The sequence below is a fragment of the Micromonospora sp. NPDC048930 genome (assembly GCF_043197935.1).
In the GTDB taxonomy this organism is placed as follows: domain Bacteria; phylum Actinomycetota; class Actinomycetes; order Mycobacteriales; family Micromonosporaceae; genus Micromonospora.
This window is the reverse complement of the sequence record NZ_JBICUB010000028.1, coordinates 16,297-40,478: the sequence shown is the minus strand read 5'-3', so window position 1 is coordinate 40,478 and position 24,182 is coordinate 16,297. Positions and strand designations below refer to the sequence as shown.

Below are 24,182 nucleotides of genomic sequence, written 5' to 3'. Positions count from 1 at the left end.
AACCCCTTTACCGGTACGACGGGACACACGGAGAACGGCTGCGGCCTCTCGGCCGTGACGGCCCCGCACGCCGTTCGGGTGTGCGGTGGCCCGACTCATGGTCAGACTCCGAGGCCAGCCGCCTTGGCCATGTACCCGGCGTACCAGGACGGCCAGTCCGCGTCCTCGTGGCCGAGTTCCCGCTCGTGCTCGCCGTGGGCGACGGCCGCGGCCCGCAACGCCTGCTCGATCTCGGCCACCGATCCGTACGCGACGTGGTTGATCCGTCCCGGTTTGCGCGCGGTCACCTCCTGCAGCACGAACTCGTTGCCGTCCGGGTCCGCGAATGACAGGAAGGAGCCGTACGACCGCCGGTCCGGGTGCGGGCCGGGCACCCGGGCCTCGGTGCCGGCGTGGTGGAACACCCCGCCGGCGTCGTGGAAGATCTCGCTCACCTCGACGCCGCGGCCGACCAGTTCGTCCCGGGCGGCGACGATGTCGTCCACGACAAGGTGCACCCCCCGCGTCGAGCCCGCGGCGGCCTCGGTGACCCGCTCGCCGATGACGATCGAGGCGGCCGAGCCGGGCGGGGTGAAGTGGACGACCCGCAAACCGTCCGCGCCGACGTAGTCGACGTCCTCGCGGAACCCGAGCCGCTTGTAGAAGTCCTTCGCGCGGTCGACGTCCGAGACCGGCAGGACGATCACCTCGATCTTGAAGTTCACCATGTCAGTTCCTTCCTCAACGATGCCGTACGGCATCCGAGGTCCTACCTTCGCGCCGTGGAGGGGTGGCTCGCCCCAGGGACAGTCCCTGGTCGACACCCGGGAGGCCCTCCGCCCGGGCCGATCCGTCCTGTCCTTTCTCCTATTCGACGGTTGCCAGCGCCGGTGCGCCGGATGCGTCGGATGCCTCATCCCGGGCGGCTCGGCGCCCGGCGACGGCCATGACGACCGCCAGCGCCAGGGCGATCAGGAAGAAGACGGCGGCGCCGGTGAAGGCGGCCCGGAAGCCGCCGGTCGGGCTCCCGGCGCGGGTGTATGCGATGGTGAGGATCGCGATGCCGAGCGACCCGCCGAGCTGGTGGGCAACGTTGACCAGGCCGGACGCGGCCCCAGCGTCCTGCGGATCGACGTCGGCGACGCCGGCCTGGGTCATCAGGATGATGGCGATGCCCTGGCCGACGCCGATGACCAGCAGCGGCAGTGCCACGTCGGGGAAGTAGCTGGAGCCGGCGGAGACCCGGGACAGCCAGGCCATCCCGACCAGCGCCACGACCAACGAGGCGATCAGCAGCGCGGGACGGCCGACCCGGTTCAGCAGCGGCCGGACGACGTACACCGTCGCGAAGAACATCCCGGTGATGGGGACGTAGGCGAAGCCGGTCTGCAGGGCGCTCAGGCCCAGCACGTTCTGCAGGTACTGGCTGAGGAAGTAGAAGGTGGAGAAGGTCGCGCCGACGATCAGGATCCGACCCGCGTACGCCCCGGAGCGTTCCACGCTGGCGAACAGCCGTAGCGGGGTGACCGGTTGAGACACCCGGTGCTCGATCAGCACGAAGACGGCCAGGAGCAGGACTCCCACCGCCAGCGACAGCACGGTCCCCGGGTCGCCCCAGCCGACCGCGGCGGCCTGGATGAACCCGTACACCAGGGCGGTCAGGCCGATCGTGGAGGTCAGCGCGCCGGCCAGGTCGAAGCTGCCGGGACGGCGCCGCGTCTCGGGCAGGAACCGGGGGGCCAGCAGCGCGATGGCGACGCCGATCGGGACGTTGACCAGCATTCCCCAGCGCCAGGACAGCAGGTCGGTGAAGACGCCGCCGACCACGATGCCCACGCTGCCACCCGCGCCGATCACGGCGCTGTACAGGGCGATGACCCTTGCCTGCGCGGCCGGTTGCGGGTAGCCGGCGACCAGCAGCGCGAGCGTGGACGGCACGGCTAGCGCGGCGGCGACGCCCTGCGCCACCCGCGCCGCGATCAGGACCGGGCCGGCGGGGGCGAGACCGGCCGCCAGCGATGCCACGGTGAACACGGCGATGCCGGCGACGAACACCCGGCGCCGGCCGAGCAGGTCACCGGCGCGGGCGCCGAGCAGCAGGAGCCCGCCGAAGGCGAGGACGTAGGCGTTCTGGACCCAGGACAGCTGCGCCGGTGAGAACCCGAACTGCCGCTGCACGTACGGCAACGCCGTCGTGATGATCGAGGTGTCGAGGGCCATCATCAGCTGCGAGCCGAGGATCAGGGTCAGGGCGACCCGGCGATCGGCGGGAGGGGCCGAGGACATGACGTTCTGCCTTTCTGGAAGGTGGATGGATGCAGGCCGGGTGAGCTCGTCCCGTAGGAGCGGCAATTCGCCCGACGAGCCCGTGACGGCCGGTCGAATGCGGAGATCGGCGTGGAGTTGTTCCTCAGCCCCCGCACCGTCGAATGGAACCTGGGCACAGTGCTCGGCGGCAGCGCCAAGCGCCGCACGCTGCCCCGCCCCGACGGCGGCCTGCTCGCCCGTCCCGGCCGAGCCCGACGCGGCTCAGCCGGGCACCGTGACGATCGGCCCGGGCATGACGGCAACCGCGCGTCCCCGCCCGGATCCGGGCGGGTCACCCGGTAGGCAGCTGCTTGTTGCGGGCCTCGACGACCTTGACCGTGTTGGCCAGCGCCTTTGCCAGAACCCCCCTGGCAACGGTACCGAGCAGGAACGCGGTCACCCGCCCCTTGGCGTTCTTGCCCTCCCGCACCACCACGACATCCACATCCGTCGTCCCGTGGGGAGTCCGAGTGATGGTGTACGTGTGTCCCGACGCACCGCCCCAGAGGTTCGAGTCGATCGTCCTCATCACCACTCGGTGCGGATCCGACCAGTCGTACCGCAGCCGTTCCCAGGCGCTACCGGTGCCCTCGGTGACATCCGCGAACGTCGGGCCCTGCTCGTGCACCCTCAGGAACTCGTCCGAGGTGGCGCTGAACAACGTCGATCGGCCCGGCCCGAAGTCGGTCAACGCGGCCAGGAACTGCTCCGGCGTCGCGGTGGTGGTCTCGTGAAGGTGAATCGTGGCCATGATCTGCTCCTTGTGGATCACTTCTGACTGGTCGTGTGACTCAGGCGCGCGCGACGGCGACGGCCCGCAGGATCGACCCGGCGACCGGGCCGGGCTGGGTGACCGGCAGGGCGTGCCCGGCATTGGGGATCTCGGTCAACTCCTTGCCGCCGGCGCGCTCGCCCATCCAGCGCAGTGCGGCGGCCGGGATGTTGCGGTCGGCACTGCCCCAGACGAACCAGCTGGGCAGCTGCCGCCAGGCGGCCTCGTCGCCGGTGAGGCCCTCGTTGAGCGCCGCCTCGGTGATCGGCCGCTGGGTGACGGCCATCAGCGCGGCCTCGGCCGGGTCGGCGTCGGCCGCGAACTGCTGCGGGAACTTCGCCGGATCGATGAAGAGTTCAGCACCACCGCCGGCCAGCGCGCGGGTCACGACGGCGTCACCCAGCGTGCTGCCCGCGAACCGGTTCGACAGCGCCAGCGCGGTCTCGCCGATCTCCGGCGCGAACGCGGCCACGTAGACCAGGGCCCGAACGGCAGGCTCGCCCGCGGCGGCCTGGGTGATGACCTGACCGCCGTACGAGTGGCCGACCAGGACCGCGGGGCGGCCGAGGGACGCGACGACGTCCCTCACGTACCGGGCGTCGGTGCGGACGCTGCGCAGCGGGTTGGCGACCGCCACCGCGGTGACACCCTCGGCGGCGAGGCGCTCGATCACGCCGTTCCAGCTGGACGACTCGGCGAACGCGCCGTGGACGAGGACGACGACCGGCTCGCGGGCGACATCGGACATGATTTCCTCCTGAGTTGGGGTTCGGCAGGGGTTCGTGTGGGTGAGGCCCACACCGGCCTCGCGGCCGACTAGATGCCGAGGGCGTTGAACAGGGCGAGCCAGATCTCGCTGCGGGTCGGGAACGGCGGGATCGCGTGGCGCAGTCGGCCGACCGGTACCTCCCCGACGATCGCGATGGTCGCCGCCTGCAGGAACTCGGCCACTGCGGTGCCCACGACGGTCACGCCGACCAGCACGTCGCGCCGTTCGTCGACGAGGAAGCGGGCCGTGCCACGGTCGCCGCCGGTGAACGACGCCCCGGCGTTGCCGTCGGTGGGCACGTCGATGATGCGTACCGGCAACCCGGCCGCGGCCGCGCTGGCGCTGGTGTGACCCACCGCGGCCAGCTGCGGGTCGGTGAAGATCACGCGCGGCGAGCCAGGCCCGTCGGCGAGGTGCTCCGCCGTCATGTCGCCGCCGAGTACGGCGGTGGCGGCGATCGCGGCCTGGTACTTCGCCATGTGGGTGAACAGGGCACGCCCGTTGAGGTCGCCCACGACGTACAGCCAGTCCAGGCCGGGCACCCGCATCCGGTCATCCACCTTGACGAAACCCTCGGCCGCGACACCGACGCCGTCCAGGCCGAGGCCGGCGGTCTGCGGCGTACGGCCCGCCGCCACCAGGACCTCCTCGGCGGTGACCGGGCCACCGTCGTCGAGCGTCACGTGCACCCGGTCGCCGTCGCGGCGTACGGCCGTGGCCCGCCGCCCCCTGCGGATCTCCACGCCCGCTTCGACCAGGGCCGCGGTGACCTGCTCGCGGGCAAAGTCCTCCTCGCGGGGCAGCAGCCCGCGCGAACCATCGATCAGGGTCACCCGGGCGCCCAGCGACGCGTACGCCTGGCTCATCTCGACGCCCACCACCCCGCCGCCGACAACGACCAGCGACTCGGGGATCTGCTTGGCCGTGGTGGCCTCGCGGTTGGTCCACGGCTTCGACTCGGCGAGGCCGTCGATGTCCGGCAGAGTCGCGGTAGTGCCGGCGGCCAGGATCACCGCCCGCCGGGCCCGCAGCGTCTCGCCGGCGACCTCGATCTGCTTCTCGCCGGTCAGCCGGCCCCTGCCGCGCACCAGCGTGATACCACGATCGGTGAGCCAGGGCAGCTGGCCGACGTCGTCGAGGCCGCCGATCAGCTCGTCACGGCGTCGCAGCACGGCGTCACGGTCGAGCCCTCCGGTCACCGCCTCGGCGACGCCGGGCACCCGCCGCACCTCGGCGAGCAGCTCGCCCGGGCGCAGCAGGGCCTTCGACGGCATACACGCGTAGTACGAGCACTCGCCGCCGACCTTGTCGGCCTCGACGATCGCCACGGAAAGGCCGGCCTCGGCCAGACGGCCTGCGGCCACCTCGCCGCCGGGTCCGGCGCCGACCACCACCACATCAAACGTCCGCATACGGAGCAGCCTGGCGGGCGGATGTCGGAGTCGCCCCAGGGTGCACCACTGGTCGCCCCGCACCAGTGCCCTGGCGACTCCTGCTCGCGGCCCTACGCGACCTGGCATCTCCGGTTCCGGTGCCCCGGGCTCGGGTGAGCCCGCGGCCGGAGACCGCCAGTTGCGCGATCGTCGCCTCCTGCGAGGTCAGTTCCTCCCGCGTGCCCACCAGCCGCCGACGTACGGTCTCCCCCGTGGCCGCCAGTTCCCGCCCGGCCCGCTCGGCGAACATCTCCGCTCCCATGGCCGAGAACGCTTCGTACGCCGCCCGCAACTCGACGCGCGCCTCGGTGCGTCGGTTCGCCCGGCGCAGCCATTCGCCGAAGAGCAGCCGCGCCCGGTAACCCTGGGTCGTGGTCTCGGTGACGGAGAGGCGCTCGACCGCCTCGCGATAGCGCTCCTCGGCCTGCTCCGGGGGCCCGGCGAGCGCGTCGGCGAGCGCCTGGACGCCGAGCGCCGACGGCGTCCCTGCGGCCGCCGTACGCTCGGCGAGCCGCTGCCGCGCCTCGGCCGCCACCACCGGCTCCCCCGCGCGTGCGGCCGCCTCGACCAGTTCGCGCAGCGCCCAGTGGTTGAGCGCCAGGTCTGCGTATACGAGCGCACGGCGGCACGCGCCGACGCGGTCCAGGCTTCCGGCCTCGAACCCCTGGACAGGCTGCGCGGCGTTCTGATGCAGGCGGCCTCCATCACGGACGACAAGCACGAGGAGGCCCGGGTATGGGTGGGTTTCCTGGCCGCCGCGCTCGCCGACCCGGAACTCGCCAGGTTGCATCAGGCCCACAACCGCGCGTTCCTGCGCCGGGTCCAGCACCTCCTCGCCACCTGCCGCCCCGACTGGAGCCAGGACCAGACCGGGCGACGCGCCAAAGCCCTCGTTGCGCTCGTGGAAGGGCTCAACGCCCTGGCGGTCGTCGACCCGGACGCCTACTCCCCCGCCGCGCAGCAGACAGCCATCGAGGCCGCACTGCACCAGATCCGTACCGAATGACGTCCCTACGCCGCGCTCGTTCCCCTGCCCGAGGAGCAGGCCGGGCTGTCCGGAGGTGTCGTCAACACCAGCCGATCGCACATGCCAGGGGCGCAAGCCCGAGCAAGCGCCCCTGGCAGGCGTCGGTCACGGCCAGCCGCGCTCGCGGATCGGCGCCACCACGGCTTCGGTGACGGTCAGGTGCGCGGGAGCAGAGACCAGCCAGGCGATGTAGTCGGCGACGTCCTTGGGCGGCAGCGCGTCTTCGGGGGCCATCTGCCTGGGTTCACCGCGGTCGGCCGGACTCCAGGCGCCCCAGTGGGTCGCCATGGCGCCCGGGTAGAGGCAGACGACGCGTACGCCGTGCGGAGCGCCCTCGGCGGCGAGGGCCTGGGTCAGTCCGGTGAGTCCGAACTTGGTGGCGCAATACGCCGACGCATTGGCCCAGCCGCGGCGGCCGGCGACGGAGGAGACGTTGACGATGGTGCCGCCGCCGGCCGCACGCATGAGCGGGAGCACAGCCCGGCTGAGTAGAAATGGCGCCGTCAGGTTCACCCTGATGACCCTTTCCCAGGCCTCCAGCGAGACTTCATCGGCCGGACCCGGGGCGTCGGTCGCCGCGACATTGACCAGTACCCGCAGTGGGTCGGCGCGAGTGACGATCCGCTCGGCGGTCGCAACGACGTCGGTTGGGTCCGAGAGGTCTGTCGGCAGCACGGAGGCGGCGCCGCCGGCGTCATTGATGCGGGCCGCAACGCGGTCGAGATCTGCCTTGCTCCGGGCGAGCAACGCCACCCGCGCCCCCAACTCCGCCAGCCGCAGAGCAGTCGCCTCCCCGAGCCCGCTGCTGGCCCCGGTGACGATCGCAATCTGGTCCCTCAGGTTCAGGTCGGGCATCTCGTTCTCCCTCCCGCCGGCCCCTCACTCGGAAGCGGCACGTCATCTCGGTGGTCATGGGCTGTTCTTCGTTTGGAATGGATCAGCGTGGACGCTACGCCAGCCACCGACGGGTTCCGGCCGCGAACAGTCCCCGCACAGTGTCTTTGGCAGGTGCGGGGCGATCGGGCGGATTCTGGTACCGGGACCGCGGTGAACCTGTGGCGCGACACCGACCCGATCGGCAGTTGGATCTTCCCCGGCACCGGCCCGGGGATCCGCCGGCCGTCCCCGGGCCGGCCGGGCCCAGGCACCCAATTGAGCGGGATGAATGGCGCCGTCATGAGAGCGGCCGACGCGTACTCGGGTGCCGACGAGCATCCGGCCGGCCACAGTAGTAGCCGGCCGGATGGGTGGCTTGGAACAGGCATCCTCGCGTCCCTGACGGGGTCCTTGCGGGTCGGAACCGCCCTCGTCAGTGGACCGCAGGCCGGAGCGTGCAGGGCTCAGCGGGTCAGCGGCTGCATGGGCAGGGCCACCGGGCTGGCCTGCCGCCAGTCCATCACCTGCGCCTGCGACTGCCCGTCCGCCACGATCACGTCGATGGCGTTGGGGTCAGTGGTGTCGCTGTCGTGGCTGGGCGTGTCGGTCCAGACACCCGCACCACCGCCGAAGCGGTACTGTTTGATCCACCACGGGTCGCCGGCATTCCAGTAGTCCCCGTCATACACCGGTCGGACGAAGCCGGTCCCCTCGCCCGGCTCCGCGTTGCCGAACATGGCGATGCCGTACCGTGCCCTGGCGGGGTCGACTGTGCCGAGCGCGGCACGGGGCACGATCGCCGCGATCTGCCGGGTCTCCGCGACGGTCAGCAGCCGGACGCCGCTGACCCTGCTGCCGTCTGGGGCGAACACGCCAGCACTGCCGTACCGACCGTCGACGACCACCGCGGCGCTCCAGGGTGACGCCGTGTCCATGTTCGTACCGGGCAGCGCCGGCACCGCTGCACCATCACCCGCGCCGAGGTACAGGTTGATCCGCTGCAGGGAGATCTGGTCGCCGCCCCACGGGTTGGTCACCTCCCCGGCGATCTTCGTGACGAAGAGGACATCCTCGCCCTCGGCATAGACGTCCACGCCGGTCAGGTCGAACGTCCCGGGCCGGAACACCGCGGCCGTCGGATAGGTGTAGTCGCCCGGGCCGTTGTCGTCGCCGGCGGGGTCGGTGAGGCCACCGATCCGCTGGCCGAAGGAGAGCACGGTACGGGTCGCGGTGTTCGTGCCTCCGCCCGCTGCGACGGCGGCGACCGTCACCTTGCTGCGGATGGCGGGGAGCTGCACCTCGACATCGAAGGACTTCCGGCCGGGTGACACCGGGCTCAGCTCGACGGCCTGCCGGACACCGTTGACGTCGACGAAGACCTCACTGCCGCTCGTCGTACCGGTGACCCGCACGCTGCGCCCGTCCACGGTCGTGACGTCGGTGGGGCTGGTGACGATGAGCTCGGGGGACTGCGGTGGCGTACCGGTCGCGTACCGCTGGGCCACCACCTTCGGCGTCTCCACCGGGCTGCCGTGCGCGAGGCTCTGCGCCAGGCGGACGTATTGCGCCATGGCCCAGGCGAGCGGCGCCGCCGAACCGGTCCCCTTGCCGAACACGTGCCCGAAGGAGGTCGGTTCGGGCCTGTCCCAGACCTGCTCAGGGATCAGGTACCCGGGGTTGGCCGCCGCCTGCATGGTCCGCAGGTACGGCATCGGGTCTCCCCCGTTGGCCAGGACGTACTCGCCCCGTTCGCCGGAGAGCAGCGGCCACAGCCGACCGACACCCGTACCGTCCCACGGCGAGCCGTCGGCCTTCTCCCCGTACCCGTCATAGGTGTAGCGGTGCCACATCCGCCCGCTGGGGGTGTCCTGGGCGATCGTGTCCGTCTCGGCCAGCGAACCGGCCACGTACGCGTCGTCCGGTGCCTTGACGCCGAGCCGTACCAGCTCCAGGAATCCGGCGTCGAGGACGCTGTTTTCCCTGTGCGTTCCGGCGCCGTTGGCGTAGTCGCGTTCCGCCCCGTCGTCCGGCCGCCCGTTCGCGTTGATGCGGACGTAGTACCGCCCGTCGCCGACCGGGCCGGTGGTCGTGTACATCCATTCCTCGGTCCTGCGTTGCCAGGAGTCGGCGGTGCCCTGGTACACCGCTGCGGCGGCCAGGTCGTCGTTGTCGCGGGCGATGGCGGCGGCCGCGGTGAGTCCAGCGATCTCGGCGGCGATGGTGGAGGGCGAGTAGCCTCCGGTCTCCTCCCAGCGCTCCTGGGGGCTCACCGGGCCGTGGGCGACCAGGTAGTCGGCGGCTGGCCGGATGTGGTCGCGGTAGAAGGCGCGGTCGGTGCGCCCGACCTGCCAGGCCAGCACGAGCGGGAAGGCTGTCTCGTCGAGCTGGATGCCGCGCTGGTCCGGGGTGCCATCCACGTGTGAGGTCTGGGGGAAGTGCCCGTCGGCCTCCTGCTGCCGGGTGAACAGCCAGGTCACCGCGGCGTTCGCGGACGCGGTGTCGCCCGCGGCGAGCAGCGCGGTGACCTGGTGGTAGAGGTCGCGGGCCCAGACGAAGTGGTAGCCGCCGCCACCGTTGTCGGCGTTCACCGCCTGTCCCCAGGGCAGGGTCAGCGAGGCGATGAAGGCGCCGGGGTGGGTCTTGTCCTCGTGTGCCTTCACCGCCATCAGCGCCACGTTGTACTGGGTGCGCAGCGCCTCGGTGAGCTGGCGGGGTGCAGGTTTGAGGCCGCCCAGCCAGTTCCGCCAGCCGGCCTGGTAGTCACCGGAAACCTCGGTGAACGGACGGTCGAGGCTGGCGGACGCGGTGTCCATGGCCTCCGCCGTGGTGGTACCGAAGCCCAGCGCCAGGGTGAGGTTCGTCCGTGACCCGCGGGTGGCGAGCTGACCGGTCTGTACGACGTTGCCGGGCCCGGCCGCGGCGTAGGTCCAGTCCATCCGGTGGTCGCCGCTCAGGTCTTGCCAGCCGTCGCTGGTGCCCGCGTAGCCGGTGGAGACGGCGGTGAATCCCGTGGAGGCGAGCAGCGCGCTCGCGGTGGGCCGCTTCGGGTCGTGGCTGTCGGAGGCCACGAGCGCCCTGCCGTACGCGCTGTCGGCGCTCTCCCCCGAGTCATCGCGGGCGTTGCCGGCAAGCGCCGGGTCGTAGAGCACGTGAAGCTGGTACGGGCCGCCAGAGAGCGTTTCGAACGCCACGTCGATCAGCAGCGCGGAGCGGACCGGATCGGTGACGTAGGTTTTGGTCAGCCGCCAGCGTCCCGCCTCGTCACTGGTGATCTGGCGGTACGTGAGCGAGGTCCGATCGGCGAGTTCCACCACCCGGCGCGTGCCGTCGGTCTCCCGCTGGCTGAACGTGGCGCCGTCGGTCACCGCGAACTGCAGCTCGCGGACGTTGGGTGTGTCGGCCGCCGGGTAGTACACCTCGCTCAACGTCCCGCCGGCGAGGGTGTACCACAGTTTGGAGTCGCGGCTCAGTGCGGTGCCGATGCCGTCCTTGTCGCCGGTCGTCCACGTCGCCGAGGCGCCAGGGGCGCCGGGCGGGCCGGGGTCGGCTCCGGCCGCGGCCACGTCGGTGGTCGCGAGGGCGGCGAGCATCGCGGTGGCGCTGAGAATGGACACGGCACGAGATCTGAGTCGGCGGACTCTGGACATCTGTCCTCCCAGGTCGGTGGGCGGCGGTGCGGGTGGTGGGTTCGTTCGGAAGCGGTCGCGCCGGCTCACGCCGCAGGGTTCGGGTGGACCGAGTGGAGCAGCCAGGCGGAGGAGGCGGCCGGCAGCTGGCCCGACTGCGACCCGGTGGAGGCCAGCAAGACGTCGCCCCACGTGGCCGGTGGGGTGAAGGGCTCGGGGCCGAAGACGGTGACGCAGGTCAGGTCGCCTCGGCGGAAGGCCAGTACGTCCGGGCGGTCCGCTACCTCGATCCACCGCAGTTCCGTCCCGGCGAGGAGGTCCGGTAGCCGGCGGCGCAGGTGCAGCGCCTCGGCGTGCAGCCGGAGCGTCGAGTCGGGTTCGGCCCACTGGTCCTCGGCCGCGTAGCGGGCGAACCACGCCGGCTGGGGCAGCCAGCTGGCGTGGTCCCCGAAGCCGTAGGTGGGCGTGTCGGATCGCCACGGCAGCGGCACCCGGCAGCCGTCGCGTCCGTGCTCTGTGCGGCCGGAGCGGAACCAGGTGGGGTCCTGGCGGGCCTCGTCGGGCAGGTCCTGGACCTCGGGCAGGCCCAGCTCCTCGCCCTGGTACAGGTAGACGGAGCCGGGCAGGGCCAGCAGGAGCAGCAGCGCCGCCCGGGCCCGGCGTTCGCCGAGGGCGGCGTCGACCCCACCGCGCAACCGGGCGGGATTCTGGACCGGGGTGTCGGCGGGTTCGACGAGTCCGTACCGGGTGACCGTACGGTGCACGTCGTGGTTGGCCAGCGTCCAGGTGACGGTGGCTCCGGTCGAGCCGATCTGGTCCAGGCCACGGCCGATGGACGTCCGGAAGGACGCCGCGTCCCAGCTGCAGAGCAACAGGTCGAAGTAGAACGCCTGGGGCAGCTCGTCGGGGCGCAGGTACGGGGCCAGGTCGCCCACGGTCGGCACCCACACCTCGCCGACCAGGGTCAGGTCCCGGTGGTAGGAGTCGGCGATCCGCCGCCAACGGCGGTAGACGTCGTGAACCTCCGGCTGGTTCTGCTGGTGGGCGTTGTATTCCGTCAGGTCCGGCCAATCGGGCAGGTCGGCGTGCTTGAACAGCATGTGCGCGACGTCGATGCGGAAGCCGTCGACCCCACGGTCGAACCACAGCCGCAGGACCTGCTCGAAGTGCGCCGCGACGTCCGGGCTGCGCCAGTTGAAGTCGGGCTGGCTGGCGTCGAAGCTGTGCAGGTACCACTGGTTGGTGCCGGTGACGCGGGTCCAGGCGGGACCGCCGAAGACGGAGGTCCAGTTGTTGGGCGGCAGTTCCCCGTCCGGTCCACGGCCGTCGCGGAAGACGAACCGCTCCCGCTCCGCCGATCCGGGCGGCGCGGCCAGCGCCTGCACGAACCACGGATGCGCCACCGAGCAGTGGTTGGGCACGATGTCCATCAGCACCTTCAGTCCCCGCTCGTGCGCCAGGCGCAGCAGGTCCTCAAAGGCGGGCAGGCCCCCGTAACGTGGGTCGATGGTGGTGTAGTCGGCCACGTCGTAGCCATGGTCCGCACCGGGCGACGGGTAGCAGGGGTTGAGCCAGAGCCCGTCCACCCCGAGTCGGGTGAGGTGGTCGAGCCGGGCGGTCAGCCCCGGCAGGTCACCGATGCCGTCGCCGTCGGAGTCGGCGAACGAGCGCAGGTAGACCTGGTAGATGACGGCGTCCCGCCACCAGGGGCGGGTTGGCGCGTCGGTGGCCGGGCCGGCCGGGGCCGTCTCAACCGTTGTCATCGTGCGGGCTCCCTTGGCGCGGTTTGCGGGTCGGTCGACGAGATGAGCACGAGCTGCCAGACGTTGAGCGGTGGCAGTTCGACGTGGGCGTGGTTTCCGGCGGGGATGGCGGGGATGGTGGTGAAGTGCGGCCCCAGCTCGGGGTCGGCGACGCGTACGGTCGGCAGGCCCGGGCCGACACGACGCACGCGCAGGGTGAGCCCGGCGACCGGCGGTACCGGGTGCTTCGCGGTGTCCCAGCCGGTGTCGGACTGGCCGGTCAGATTGATCAGGTGGACGAGTTGCCCGTGCGGCGTGTCGACGACGCGCCGCCACACGGTGCCGGCGACCGCCTCGTGTCCCACGGTGACGTCCGGGCCGCTGACGTCGATCTCGTCGTTGTGGCCGCCGACGACGGCACGGGTGATGTCGTGCAGCCCCGGCGCCAGCAGGACGTCACCGGCGGCGACGAGCAGGTCGTACCAGCGGGCCAGCAGGTCGATCGTCGCGGGGTCCGCCTCATGGTTGTTGACGTAGTACGGGTCGACGAGCAGCCGGCCGTCCTCTCCGACGAGCAGTTGGGTGGCGCCGTGGGAGAAGAGGGTGGCCATGGTGAGCCGGTTGGCGATCGCCGCGGTGCTGGCGTCCTCCTTGGCGTAGACGGTCTGGTAGGCGGCGAGGACGGCGGGCCGGGTCGGCGCGAGGTGCCGTGAACGTACGGCGACGGCGGCCAGGTCGGCGAGGGCGCCGTGCGGCTCCCACGGCTCCGTGTAGGTGACGTCCTGCGGGCTGCTGGTGCTGGCCCAGACCGGGAAGTCGTTGACGTTGTTGAAGATCAACGTCTCGTCCGGCAACGCCGCGCGTACCGCCTCGATGAGCGTTCCGAACGCGGTGGCGACGTCGACGACCCGGCCGTCGGGCCGGACCGCGTACCGCGGGTAGCCGTACTGGTCGAGGTGGAAACCGGCGAATCCGCCCGCCCGCGCGGCGGCCCGCAGGTCGGCGGTGAAGTGGGCGAGCCACGCCCCGTCGGCGGGGTCGACGAGGTTGAGGAAGTCGCCAAGCGCGTAGGGGGAGCCGTCCGGAGCCAGCAGAGCGGCGTGCCGCCAGGTCGGCCACTCCTGCGCGCCCACGGCGTACACGGCGGCGTAGCCGATCGGCGCGGTGCCGACCTGGCGCAGTCCCGCGCTCATGGCCCGGACGGTGTCCATGCTGACCGGTTGGCCCAGCGGGTCGGTGTACGTGTCGGGACCGACGAGCGACGCGTGCCGGTAGGCCCAGTCGTAGAACTGGGCGCCGGTCAGGTGCAGCCGCCGGAACAGCGCGGTGACCGGGGTGACGTCGCGGCCTGGCGGGAACGCGGCGACGAACCCGTAGCGCAGCCGGCTGAGCGGCTCGGCGAGGACCTCGACCGCGGTCCACTCGGTCGGCTCACCCGCCCGGTGCAGCCCGACGGCGTAGCCGCCCTCGGGCAGTTCCGGCAGGGTGACGACCTCGGCGCCGGCCGGGATCTCGATGGTGCTCAGCGGCGTGCCGAGGTGTGACACGGTGAGCTGGCCGGCCCGCCCGGCCGGGTCGAGTTCGATGTGGATTTCTTCGCCTGGACGGTAGGACGCCCTGGTGGGCAGCATCGGGTCTCTCTCCCTAGGATTTGACGGCGCCGGAGGTCAGCCCGGAGATGAAGTGCCGTTGGCCGACGAGGTAGATCAGGACCACCGGGACCAGCGCGATGATGGAGGCCGCGAAGACCAGTCCCCAACTGGTGGCGTGCTGGCCCTGGTACTTGGCGATGGCGAGCGGCAGGGTCTGCTTGGCCGGGTCGTTGATCGTGGTGAGCGCCCAGGAGTATTCGTCCCAGGCGCCGAGGAAGGCGAAGACGGCCGAGGTTGCCAGGGCGGGCCGGGACAGCGGCAGGTACAGCGCGACGAACCGCCGGAGGGTGCCGGCGCCGTCGAGCGTCATCGACTCGTCCAGCTCGTGGGGCAGATCCTCGAAGAAGCCCCGCAGGAGGAACGTGTTGAACGCGATGCCGCCGCCGACGTAGAAGAAGACCAGGCCGGACAGGGAATCGGTCAGGTGCAGGCTGCGGGCCAGTACGAACTGCGGGATGAGGATGACCACGCCCGGCACCATCAGCCCCAGCATCATGGCCCAGAACAACACGTCGCGGCCGGGAAAGCGGAACCGGGCGAAGGCGTAGGCGGCCATCGCCGCGAGCAGGGTGGTGGCGACGGTCGTCGATACGGCGACCATTGCCGAGTTGGCGAAGTAGCGGCCGAAGTCGTTCGCCGTCCAGGCCTGGACGTAGTTGTCGATCGTGGCCGGGTCCGGGATGAGTCTCGGCGGCCAGTCCAGGGCGAGCTGGTTCGGTTTGAACGAGGTACTGACCATGTATCCGAACGGCGCGATCATCACCAGCGCCATGGCGCTCAGGGTCAGCAGCCGGGCAGCCGTACGCGGCCGGTGCAGCCGGCGGGAGTTAACGCTCATCGCGCCTCCTTGTCCGTGCGGCGGAAGATGGCGGTCTGGGCCACGGAGAGGATCAACACGAGCACGGTCATGATCACCGCGATGGCGGACGCGTAGCCGAACTCCAGGTTGTCGAACGCCTGCCGGTACAGATAGGTCAGCGGCATCTCGGTCTGCCCGCCCGGTCCACCGCCGGTCATCAGGAGCACGGAGATGAAGACGTTGAAGCTGCCGATGACGAGCAGGACGCTGACGAAAGCCAGGTGGCGGCGCAACGCCGGCAGCGTCACGTGCCAGACCCGCCGCAGGTACCCGGCTCCGTCGACAGCCGCCGCCTCGTACAGTTCCTCGGGTACGGTCTGCAGCCCGGCGAGCAGGATGACCGCCGTCCAGCCGATGCCCTTCCACACGCCGAGGAGGCAGAGCGCGGCCAGCGCGGTCCAGCGCGCGTCCAGCCAGGCGGGCGGGTCGCTGGTCACTCCCAGTCCGTCGGCGAGCAGCCAGTTGAGCACGCCCTCGTTGGCGAACAGGTAGCGGAACAGCAGTGACACGACCACCCAGCTGGTGACCACCGGCAGGTAGAACAGGATCCGGAACAGGGTGCGCCCGGGCACCCGGGTGTGCAGCAGCAGGGCGAGGACGAGTCCGATGAGGATCTGGCCGGGCACGGTGACGAGCATGTAGATGCCGGCGTTGACCAGGCCGAGCCGGAAGTCCGGGTCGGCCAGGGCGCGTTGGTAGTGGTCCAGGCCGACGAAGGTGTTGTCGGCCCCGGGAACGGGGCTCCAGTCCTGCAGACTGACCTCGACCGCCCGCCCCATCGGGATCAGCATCACCACAACGAAGATCACGAAGGCGGGGGCCAGGAACAGGTACGGCGTCCAGCGTTCCCGGCGGAAGCGGCGCCGACGGCGTGGCCGGTCGACGGCCGGTGCGGGTGGTCGCCCGCCGCTCACGCGCCGGGCGACCGGAGTCGTGGCGGTCATGCGAGCAGCTTGTCGATGTCTGCCGCGGCGGAGTCGAGGGCCTGCTGCAGGGACGTCTCGCCGCGGAAGGCCGCCTGGAGCTTCTTCTGCAGCACCTCGTCGATCTTCGGCCAGGTCGGCACCACCGGCCGCGGCCGCGCGGTCTTGAGCTGCTCGACGAACGGGGCGTAGTTGGGGTCGACACTCGTCACGTCGAGGTCCTTGAGCACCGACATCTGCCCGACCTTCGCCATGGCGAGCTGGGCCTCATCGGACAGCAGATAGCGGGTGAACTCCAGGGCGAGGGCCTTGTTGCTGGTGGAGTTCATCACCACGGCGTCCTCGCCGCCGACGACGCTGACGCTGCCGCCCGGACCGGCCGGCACCGCGGCGGCCCGTAGCTGGAAGCCCGGGAAGGTCTTGGCGAAGATCGGGTACATCCACGGACCGTCCAGGATGGTGGCGTACTGCCCCTTGGCCAGGCCCTGGTCGGTGGGGGTGGCACCGGTACCACCCAGCACGCCCTTGCCGAGCTGCCCCTTGCGGTACAGGTCGTAGAGCAGCTGCACGCCGGCGAGCGACTCGGGTGAGTTGAGGTGACCGGTCGCCTTCGTGTACTCCGGATCGGTGATGTCGCCACCGGCCGACCAGATCCAGGGCAGGATGTTCCAGCCGCCCATTCCGCTGTCGGCGAATGCGCTGACGTTGGTGGCGGCCAGCTTGTCGGCGAGTGCCCGCAGATCGTCGAAGGTCCGTGGGGGTGCGGTCACGCCCGCCTTCGCCAGGGCGTTGGCGTTGTACATCTGCACCCGGGTGTTGGTGTCCAGCGGCAGGCCGTAGTAGCCGCCCTTGTACTTGTTGGTGGCCAGCGTGCCCGGGAAGACCTTGTCCGCGAAGCTGTGGAAGTCCGGCATGCTGCGGTCGAGCCGCTCCAGGACGCCGAGCTTGGCGAGTTCGGGCACCCAGGCGATGTCGGCGCGTACGACGTCCGGCAGCTTGCCGCCCGCCACCGCGGTGATCAGCTTCTGGTGCAGGTCCTTGTCCGGGACGCTGACCTCCTTGACATCGGTGCCCGGGTGCTTGGCCTTGAAAGCCGGGATGACCACCTCGCGGAGGGTCTTGACCTCTTTCGAGTCGGAGTTGTAGCCGTGCCAGAACGTGATGGTGCCCGAGACCGGGCCATCCGCGTCGGCCGAGGTGTCGTCTGAACCGCAAGCCGTGAGCCCGATGGCGGTCAGCGTGGCGGCGGCTGCGGCGAGGATGCGTCTGCGGGTGCGCGAGGGGTGCATGAGGGCCTCCATGGATATCGGTGGGCGCGTGTTCGCGACGACTGGTGCGGACGGTCGTGGTTCGCGGTCGAGTGGTCGGTGCGTCAGGTCAGCGACGACCCCCAGCGGCCGGCGTGGTCCTGAGGGCGCGCGTTCCCCGGTGTGGCCTCCTCGACGAGGCAACCGGCATAGGGCAGGTGGCCCGGTCGCTCGGGAGATCCCGGCTACCGGTCACGCCGCACAGCCTCCGCGAGTTTCTTGCTTTCGTCAAGAAACAAATCCGTAACGAGACGGCCCGGATGCTCCGACACCGGTTAAGATCAGGGCTGCAGGAGCACGCTCAAACTGTGGCACTACGAGGCGCCCAACAACGCGATGGAGATCGCGTAGGCGCAGGCGATCAAGGACTTCGAGGCGTCCCACCCCGGCGTGACGGTGACGTTCGAGGAGAAGACCTGGGGCCAGATCCAGCAGGACGCCGGCATGATCCTCAACTCGAACAGGCCCCCGACATCCACGAGCACAACAAGGGCAACGGCACCTCCGGCCTGCCAGCGCACGATCAGCCGGGGCATCACGGCCGGCGCGGTAAAATGATCTAGAAATGATGGGCAGCGTCGGCGACGACAACGCCGACGGCCATCGAACCCCGCAGCCCAACCCGTATCCTCCGGAGGGAAACGCAGGCATGAAGGCATCGGCGGGAGGTGGCAGCGTGAACGGCGCCGGTCGCATCAGCATCGACCTCCTGCGCCAGGCGCCGATGCCCTCCAGCAGCATCCCCGCCGCCGATGGCACTCGGGCCATGGTGTTCGCCGAGGTTCTCAGCGCGGGTCCGGTGTCCCGGACGGATCTGGCCCGCCGGCTGGGGGTGTCCCAGTCCACCGTCACCAAGGCCGTCAACCCGCTCATCTCCATGGGCTACCTGATCGAGGCCGGCGAGAAGAGTTCCGGGGTGGGCAGGCCGCAGCGGCTCGTCCAGGTGGCCCGCGAACGCCACCTCGTCATCGGCGTCAAGATCGCCCCCCGGCACGTCACGGGAGTGCTCACCGACCTCGGGGCGGCCGTTCTCGCCCGGGCCCGCCGTCCCCTCGACGCCAAACACCGCCCCCGCGCGACCCTCAACGCCGCCCGCGCCGTGATCGGCGAGCTCGTGCAGGCCCAGCCACGCGCGGCCGGGCGCGTTCTGGGCGTCGGCGTGGGCGTGGGAGGGCACGTCGACGGCCGGCGGGGTCGCGTCGTGCACTCCGGCGTCATGGGCTGGGATGACGTGGACGTCGCCGCGCAGCTGACGCAGGCCAGTGGGCTAGCGACGGTCGTCAGCAACGATGTCGACGCCCTGGTCATCGCCGAGCAGTGGTTCGGCGCCGGCCGAACGGCCAAGTCATTCGTGGTCGTGACCGTCGGCCCCGGCATCGGCGGCGGGCTGCTGCTCGGCGGACAGCTCTATGTCGGCAAGACGGGGCTGGCCGGCGAGCTCGGGCACCTTCCTCTGCAGGTTGACGGCCCGCCCTGTAGCTGCGGCAACAACGGCTGCCTGGAAGCCCTCGCCTCCGACGACGCCGTGCTGCGCGACATCGCCGCCAACACCACCGCGCCGCCCCCGGCCAGGATCGACGAGGCCTACCAGATGGCCCGCGACGGCCACCCCGCCGCCGTGGCCGCGTTCCAGCGCATGGGCGACGCCCTCGGGCGCGGGCTGGCCGCAGTGTGCAACCTGCTCAACCCCGAGAAAATTGTTCTCACCGGCGAGGGCGCGCACGCATTCGACCTGTTCGGCCCTGCCTGCACCGCCTCTCTGGCCGCCCATGCCTTCTCCACCGCGGCAGAGGACTGCGAACTTGTGATCGACACAGCCGATGACGACATGTGGGCCCGCGGCGCCGCCTGCCTGGTCATCCAGGAGGCCGTCGGCGCCGCCAGGTCGTAGAACGGCAACCCGACGGCGGTCGACCGGCGGCACCTCGCGCCGGGTGTTCCCGCCACGACCGGCACGCTTGGGGTCCCTGCCCGTCTTGCGACCCTACCCCTCCATCCACCCGCATCAGTTCGAGCGGCCACGGCGGCATCCTCCGTCGATGCGCGGGCATCGCTAGCCAGGGCTCTGTCTCCCCGAGGGTGTGCCACAGGCAGCATGCCCGGCTCACAGGGGATCACACAGGAAACCGGAGACGCTTGCTCGCCGATGGTCGGGGCTGCCTCGTGAGTAGCGCCATTCCCGCCGTCACTCCCGTCCCGGCCGTCCGTCAGACATCTCTCGTGGAACGGACCCGCCCAGCGGCCCTCGGCCGTGTACCGGGCGCCTTGCCTCGGTTCGCGGCCCCACCTGCGCGGAGACGGGTTGCCTCAGTGACAGACCACCGTCGGGCCGGACGTCGATCGGCACCGGATCGCTCAGTGCACCGATGAACGTTCCATCCACGTCGTGCTGCAGGAAGCCCATGAATGCCCAGTCCTGCGTCGCCGGATCGCGCACGATCTTCCCGGCGTACATCGACCCTGCCTCGTCGGCGGCGAAGAGCTCATCGGTCCACGGCTTGAACGGGCCCGTCGCGCTGTCTCCGACGTAGTAGTGCGTTCCGGTCGACCGGCCGACCCGCGCCGCCCGCGCCGCGCTGTTGGCGAACGCGTACGCGCAGAACACCAGGTAGTGGCGCCCGCCGATCGCGACCACCTGCGGCACCTCAAGGTGCCCGAAGTCACCCGGCTCGGTGACCGGTCCGATGACTGTCCAGTTCCGCAGGTCGTCGGAGCGGAGCAAGCCGACCACGCCACGTCCGTCGACCGGACCGTGGGGTACGCGGGCGGTCACGAGCATCGCATAGCCGCCGTTGTCGGGGTCGGCGAACACACACGGGTCGCGCCAGCACAAGTCCGGCCACACCGTGGTGTCGAGCTGCTCGAAGTGTGCCGGATCCGCCTCCAGGACGAAGTGCTCGTCCTTGGTCCAGGTGATCAGATCGGCGCTGTCGGCTCGCCCGATCCGCTGTCGCAGCCCGTTGTCGCTGCGGGAGATGCCGGTGTAAAACATCGACCACCCGCCGTCGACCTTCAGTACGCTGCCGGTCCACGTCGCCATGTCATCCCAGGCGCCGGCGGCGCCCGGTGCCAACGCGTCGGGCAGCACCGTCCAGGTTCGCAGATCCTGGGAAACGGCGTGGCCTATCCGCGCGTTCTGATGCCGCAGGTCGGGATCGCCGAGGTCCCGTGGCGCCTTCAGAAAGAACAGATGAATGTCCCGACCGTGGGTGGTGAACCAGAAGTCCCAGGTCCAGTGGTCCTCGAGGAGTAGCACAGCTGATTCCTCCGTGGGTCAGCGTTCGGTGGGGGTGGTGGCTTCGGAAGACGTGTCGGCTGGCGCCAGTCGCCAGACCCGGCAGGAGGTGATGCGAGTACGGCTGCCGCCGGTCAGGGCGAGCCTGGACGGACCGGTGGTGACGTCGATCCGGGTGGTGATGCTGCGAGACTCGTTGAGGTAGGCCTCCACCATTGAATGGTCGACGAAGAGGCGCAGCCGTACCTCCCCGTCGGGCAGCTCCACCGGGCCGCTGTCTCGGGTGCCCGGGTGCCAGACGTCGTACGCCGCCGCATCTGGCCGTGACACGCTGAGTGTCTGGCGGGCACAGTCGACATCGATCGCCGCACGGATCTGGCCGGCGGTGTCGAGAAGCATCACTTTCAGCGGCTCATCGTCGAGCGGTACCCGCGCGTGCAGCTCGAGTTCCAAAGCCATCCCGGTGAGCACGGGCACCGCGGCCCTGGGTTCGGCGTCGAGCGACTCCGCGAGCAGCTCCGCACGCAGCGACGCCAGTTCGCGCACGGGACGGATGGCCAGGTCGCCGGAGGCGGCCAGGGTCAGCTCGAGGGGCAGACCGGCGTTGTGGGCCCACGCCGCACGGCGCTGTGCCTCTGGCGGTCGGCCGTCCTGGGCGATCGACCAGAGGATTGTCCGCCCGTCGTCGAGTACGTTTCCGCTCGGCCCCGTGAAGTGCCGGCCGTAGTCCAGCCGGCGCGGCTCGGGATGGTCCGGCGTGAACGTCGCGGCCTGCGGTTCCCATCGCCCGATCCAGTAGACGACCTCGACAACCCGTCCTGCGGGCCGTTCCTCCCACCAGGGGCAGACGAGCAGGACGTGCCGGTGGTCGCCGTGGCCGTTGCGGATTGGGAGCAGCACCGGCAGCTCCCACATCTCGCCGGTCTCGGGGTGGGCGAGCTGGTCACCGATGAGCAGCGGCCCGACCAGGTCCCACTCGACTCCGTCCGGGGACCGGTAGAGCACCGCGGTCCCGCCACGTTCGACGACGCCCGCCCCGACCAGCAGAAACCACGAGCCCTGTTCACGCCACGCGAAGGGATCACGGAACTGCCCGGGCACCAGCTTCCACTCGTCGATCTCGCTCGGCATCTCGACAATTGTCGTGTTGTCGGCGATCCACCGGATCGGGCCGGCTCCGGCCGCGGCCGGCCGTGCCACGGCGACCGCCTGATTGGGCGTACGGCTGAGGTCACCGGCGGTGATGAACAACAGCGGCTGTCCCGACTCGTCCAGCAGGCTGTTGCCGCTCCACACCCCGTCGGGCGCCACCGTCACCTGGTCGGGCGTGAGCGCCGGCGGCAGATGCGTCCAGTGCACCAGGTCTGGACTGGTGGCGTGACCCCATTCGATCGCTCCCCAGAACGCACCCCGCCGGTTCGCCTGGTAGAACAGGTGGTGCACACCATCGATCTGGATCGGTCCGTGTGGCTCGTTCATCCAGTGGGCGGGCGGCATGAAGTGGTAGGTCGGCCGGTTCGGATCGGGCCGACGCGCTGACCGCAGGACGGCCACCACATCCAGGTCCTCCCCCGCGTACCCACCGGCCGCCTCGATCTGCCGCACCGCCTCGTCGGTGTCCACCGAGGTCACTACTCGTACGTCGCGTACCAGGCCACAGGCTGTCTCGTCGACCGGCGCACCGTCCTGCCGCGGTGAGTCCGCGCGGCAGCCGATGAACCACTCGCCGTTGACGGGCACGGGCAGCGCCCCCTGCCAGGGCGCGCTCGCGACGCACCGGCCGTCGACGTAGAGCATGATCTGCGACCCCGTCGCCAGCAGGGCGATGCGCGTCCAGTGCGCGAGGGTCAGCGGCTCGTCGGCCACCAGAGCACGCTCCTGGCCTGCTGCGGCCAGTTCCACGCTGGGCCTGCCGCGCCGGTCGTATCCGAGGGTCAGGTGTCCACCCCTGCCGTCACCCCAGCTGACCAGGCCGGACGGCCGGCCGGTCAGCGAGGTGAGCGACAGGGGAGCGAACACCACCTCGACCAGGACCGGCGCGGCCATCCAGGTTGGCTCGATCACTTGGCTGCCCGGTAGCGGTCATACGCCTGCTGGTAGATGCTCACGTACTCGTCGAGTCCAACGCCCTTGAGCCGTTGCACGTACGCGTCCCACTCCCGCTCGACGCCGCCACGCACGATCCAGGCCGCCCTCTTCTCGTCCACCAGGGACTTCAGCTCGGCGTTGATCTCGTTGAGCCGTTGCAGTTCCTCCTGGGTGAAGAACACCAACGGGTATGACTGCTTCTCCGCGTACGGCAGGTAGATGCTCTCCAGGTCCTTCTGCCGCTGGGCCGCTCTCGGTTCGGGGGCCACCACCGTCTTGAAGTCCTCCTTCAGCACGACCCGCGGGCCTCTGGGCGCGATCCGCTGGAGGCGCTCACCGGCAGCCTCGCCTGGCTTGTCAGGAACGCTGACCAGGAGCCCCGAGGCATCCTTCTGCAGGCCTTCCCCGATCGGACCCCACGCCACCTGGGCCGACATGACCGGGTCGTACATCCGGTCCACCCAGCGCATCGTCGCGGCCGGGTACTTGTTGACCCGGGTGATTGCGAACGCGTCGCGGGTGTAGTCCACGCCGTTGGCACGCCCGACGAGTCGACCGGCAGGGCCCTCGAGTGGGGGCATCAGTTCGTATTCGCCCGCGCGGTCGGTGCCGACGACCTCCTCCGTCTCCCACCAGACGTACGACCCGAGGACCGCCTCCTTGCTCTTGCCCTTGGCGAGGTACTGCTTGTCCGTCTGGGTGAAGGCCTCGCGGTCGATCAGCCCCTCGGCGTACCACTTGTGCAGCGTCGCGATTGCGTCCCGGTACTCCTGCTGCGCGGCGGTGTAGATCACCTTGTTGTCGCGGACGATACGGTGGTCGGGGTTGTCCGGCATGCCGGTGAAAGCGGCGAACAGGTCACCCACGTCGGCACACCACCAGCCGCCGATGAAGCTGAGCGGGATCTCGTCAGCCTTGCCGTTGCCGTTGGGGTCCTTGGTCTTGAACGCCTGCAGGACGCGATAGTACTCATCGACCGTCTTCGGCATCGGCAGTCCGAGTTTCGCCAGCCAGGTCTTGTTGATCGACCAGAAGAAAGGCACCGCCCCCAAGCCGAGTTCCTCGGACGACGGGAGGGTGTAGATGTGACCGTCCGAGGCGGTCACCGCTGCCTTGATCTCCGGGCGCTTCTCGAAGACCTTCTTCAGGTTGGGCGCGTACTTGTCGATCAGGTCCTCGAGCGGAATGAGCGTGCCATTGGCGGCGTTCACCGCGATTTCCTGGTCGGTGAATCCCGTGTTGTAGAAGGCGTCCGGCAGATCGCCGCTGGCCAGCAGCAGGTTCTTCTTCTCCTGGTAGACGTTCTTGGGCAGGTTCTCCCACGCGATCGCGATATTGGTGTCCTTCTGCCACTGCTTGACCAGCGTCATGGTGTTGAAGTCCGGCGCGAGCGGCGCCTTCTCTCCAGAGAACCGCAGCGTGATCGTCTTGTCGACGATCGGCAGACCGGATGCATGGAAGCCGACCGCCTGGTCGTCACCGGACTTCTGGTCGTCGGTGCATGCCGTCAGCAGGCCCAGTGCGAGCACAGCTGCGACGCACAGCGCTTTCTTCATTCGTCTGTCCTTTGCGTTCGGTGGTGGTCGG

The 24,182-nt window shown here is 70.5% G+C and carries 20 protein-coding genes; 3 read left to right on the top strand and 17 right to left on the bottom strand.

What is annotated here, in order from left to right:
* Positions 1–101: 101 nt before the first annotated feature.
* Both ACGFI9_RS36160 and ACGFI9_RS36155 read right to left on the bottom strand, forming a co-directional pair.
* A complete protein-coding gene (locus tag ACGFI9_RS36160; protein ID WP_393185416.1) occupies positions 102–707 on the bottom strand; it encodes a VOC family protein in 606 nt (201 codons plus the stop codon).
* Positions 708–846: 139 nt separating this feature from the next.
* A complete protein-coding gene (locus tag ACGFI9_RS36155) occupies positions 847–2,265 on the bottom strand; it encodes an MFS transporter (protein ID WP_393185415.1) in 1,419 nt (472 codons plus the stop codon).
* A gap of 111 nt (positions 2,266–2,376) precedes the next feature.
* Between ACGFI9_RS36155 and ACGFI9_RS36150 the strand changes: the two genes are divergently transcribed.
* The gene (locus tag ACGFI9_RS36150) at positions 2,377–2,589 is read left to right on the top strand and encodes a hypothetical protein (protein ID WP_393185413.1); all 213 of its coding nucleotides are present in this window, start codon (positions 2,377–2,379) and stop codon (positions 2,587–2,589) included.
* On the opposite strand, the gene ACGFI9_RS36145 is transcribed toward ACGFI9_RS36150, so the two are convergent.
* From ACGFI9_RS36145 to ACGFI9_RS36130, 4 genes are all read right to left on the bottom strand, one after another.
* Positions 2,579–3,037: a hypothetical protein gene (locus ACGFI9_RS36145; RefSeq protein ID WP_393185412.1), complete on the bottom strand. Its 459-nt coding sequence runs from the start codon at positions 3,035–3,037 to the stop codon at positions 2,579–2,581. The genes ACGFI9_RS36150 and ACGFI9_RS36145 overlap by 11 nt on opposite strands.
* 40 nt (positions 3,038–3,077) lie before the next feature.
* Positions 3,078–3,806 carry an alpha/beta fold hydrolase gene (locus tag ACGFI9_RS36140; RefSeq protein WP_393185410.1) on the bottom strand — a complete coding sequence of 243 codons (729 nt, stop codon included), beginning with the start codon at positions 3,804–3,806 and terminating at the stop codon, positions 3,078–3,080.
* A 68-nt stretch (positions 3,807–3,874) separates the two neighbouring features.
* Entirely contained in the window at positions 3,875–5,239 is a 1,365-nt protein-coding gene (locus tag ACGFI9_RS36135; protein WP_393185408.1) for a dihydrolipoyl dehydrogenase family protein, read from the bottom strand.
* Positions 5,226–5,795: a hypothetical protein gene (locus ACGFI9_RS36130; RefSeq protein ID WP_393185406.1), complete on the bottom strand. Its 570-nt coding sequence runs from the start codon at positions 5,793–5,795 to the stop codon at positions 5,226–5,228. Before ACGFI9_RS36130 ends, ACGFI9_RS36135 begins: the two co-directional genes overlap by 14 nt.
* 51 nt (positions 5,796–5,846) lie before the next feature.
* Here ACGFI9_RS36130 and ACGFI9_RS36125 point away from each other — a divergent pair, with 51 nt between their 5' ends.
* A complete protein-coding gene (locus tag ACGFI9_RS36125) occupies positions 5,847–6,266 on the top strand; it encodes a TetR family transcriptional regulator C-terminal domain-containing protein (protein WP_393185404.1) in 420 nt (139 codons plus the stop codon).
* A 126-nt stretch (positions 6,267–6,392) separates the two neighbouring features.
* Here the strand turns inward: ACGFI9_RS36125 and ACGFI9_RS36120 are convergent, their stop codons facing one another.
* From ACGFI9_RS36120 to ACGFI9_RS36085, 8 genes are all read right to left on the bottom strand, one after another.
* The gene (locus ACGFI9_RS36120; protein ID WP_393185402.1) at positions 6,393–7,142 is read right to left on the bottom strand and encodes an SDR family oxidoreductase; all 750 of its coding nucleotides are present in this window, start codon (positions 7,140–7,142) and stop codon (positions 6,393–6,395) included.
* Positions 7,143–7,627: 485 nt separating this feature from the next.
* On the bottom strand, positions 7,628–10,777 hold the full coding sequence (locus tag ACGFI9_RS36115) for a glucan 1,4-alpha-glucosidase (RefSeq protein ID WP_393185400.1): 3,150 nt from the start codon (positions 10,775–10,777) through the stop codon (positions 7,628–7,630).
* Between the two features lie 98 nt (positions 10,778–10,875).
* Entirely contained in the window at positions 10,876–12,552 is a 1,677-nt protein-coding gene (locus ACGFI9_RS36110; RefSeq protein ID WP_393185399.1) for a glycoside hydrolase family 13 protein, read from the bottom strand.
* Positions 12,549–14,162 (bottom strand): glycoside hydrolase family 66 protein, encoded by a 1,614-nt coding sequence (locus ACGFI9_RS36105; protein WP_393185397.1) that lies wholly within the window; start codon positions 14,160–14,162, stop codon positions 12,549–12,551. The genes ACGFI9_RS36110 and ACGFI9_RS36105 overlap by 4 nt, the downstream gene beginning before the upstream one ends.
* Positions 14,163–14,175: 13 nt before the next feature.
* Positions 14,176–15,021, bottom strand: a complete 846-nt coding sequence (locus tag ACGFI9_RS36100) for a carbohydrate ABC transporter permease (RefSeq protein ID WP_393185395.1) — start codon at positions 15,019–15,021, stop codon at positions 14,176–14,178.
* Positions 15,018–15,986 (bottom strand): carbohydrate ABC transporter permease, encoded by a 969-nt coding sequence (locus tag ACGFI9_RS36095; protein WP_393185393.1) that lies wholly within the window; start codon positions 15,984–15,986, stop codon positions 15,018–15,020. The genes ACGFI9_RS36100 and ACGFI9_RS36095 overlap by 4 nt, the downstream gene beginning before the upstream one ends.
* Positions 15,983–17,254, bottom strand: coding sequence for an extracellular solute-binding protein (locus ACGFI9_RS36090; RefSeq protein WP_393185391.1), 1,272 nt, complete (start codon positions 17,252–17,254; stop codon positions 15,983–15,985). The genes ACGFI9_RS36095 and ACGFI9_RS36090 overlap by 4 nt, the downstream gene beginning before the upstream one ends.
* Positions 17,255–17,586: 332 nt before the next feature.
* A complete protein-coding gene (locus tag ACGFI9_RS36085) occupies positions 17,587–17,811 on the bottom strand; it encodes a hypothetical protein (RefSeq protein WP_393185389.1) in 225 nt (74 codons plus the stop codon).
* Positions 17,812–17,837: 26 nt separating this feature from the next.
* Here ACGFI9_RS36085 and ACGFI9_RS36080 point away from each other — a divergent pair, with 26 nt between their 5' ends.
* Positions 17,838–19,163, top strand: a complete 1,326-nt coding sequence (locus tag ACGFI9_RS36080; RefSeq protein ID WP_393185388.1) for an ROK family protein — start codon at positions 17,838–17,840, stop codon at positions 19,161–19,163.
* Positions 19,164–19,457: 294 nt separating this feature from the next.
* On the opposite strand, the gene ACGFI9_RS36075 is transcribed toward ACGFI9_RS36080, so the two are convergent.
* From ACGFI9_RS36075 to ACGFI9_RS36065, 3 genes are read right to left on the bottom strand one after another with little or no spacing between them, the layout of a single operon-like run.
* Positions 19,458–20,528: a glycosyl hydrolase family 32 gene (locus ACGFI9_RS36075; protein WP_393185386.1), complete on the bottom strand. Its 1,071-nt coding sequence runs from the start codon at positions 20,526–20,528 to the stop codon at positions 19,458–19,460.
* 18 nt (positions 20,529–20,546) lie between these two features.
* Positions 20,547–22,571 carry a GH32 C-terminal domain-containing protein gene (locus ACGFI9_RS36070; RefSeq protein WP_393185384.1) on the bottom strand — a complete coding sequence of 675 codons (2,025 nt, stop codon included), beginning with the start codon at positions 22,569–22,571 and terminating at the stop codon, positions 20,547–20,549.
* Positions 22,568–24,151 (bottom strand): ABC transporter substrate-binding protein, encoded by a 1,584-nt coding sequence (locus ACGFI9_RS36065; protein WP_393185382.1) that lies wholly within the window; start codon positions 24,149–24,151, stop codon positions 22,568–22,570. The genes ACGFI9_RS36070 and ACGFI9_RS36065 overlap by 4 nt, the downstream gene beginning before the upstream one ends.
* Positions 24,152–24,182 lie beyond the last annotated feature (31 nt).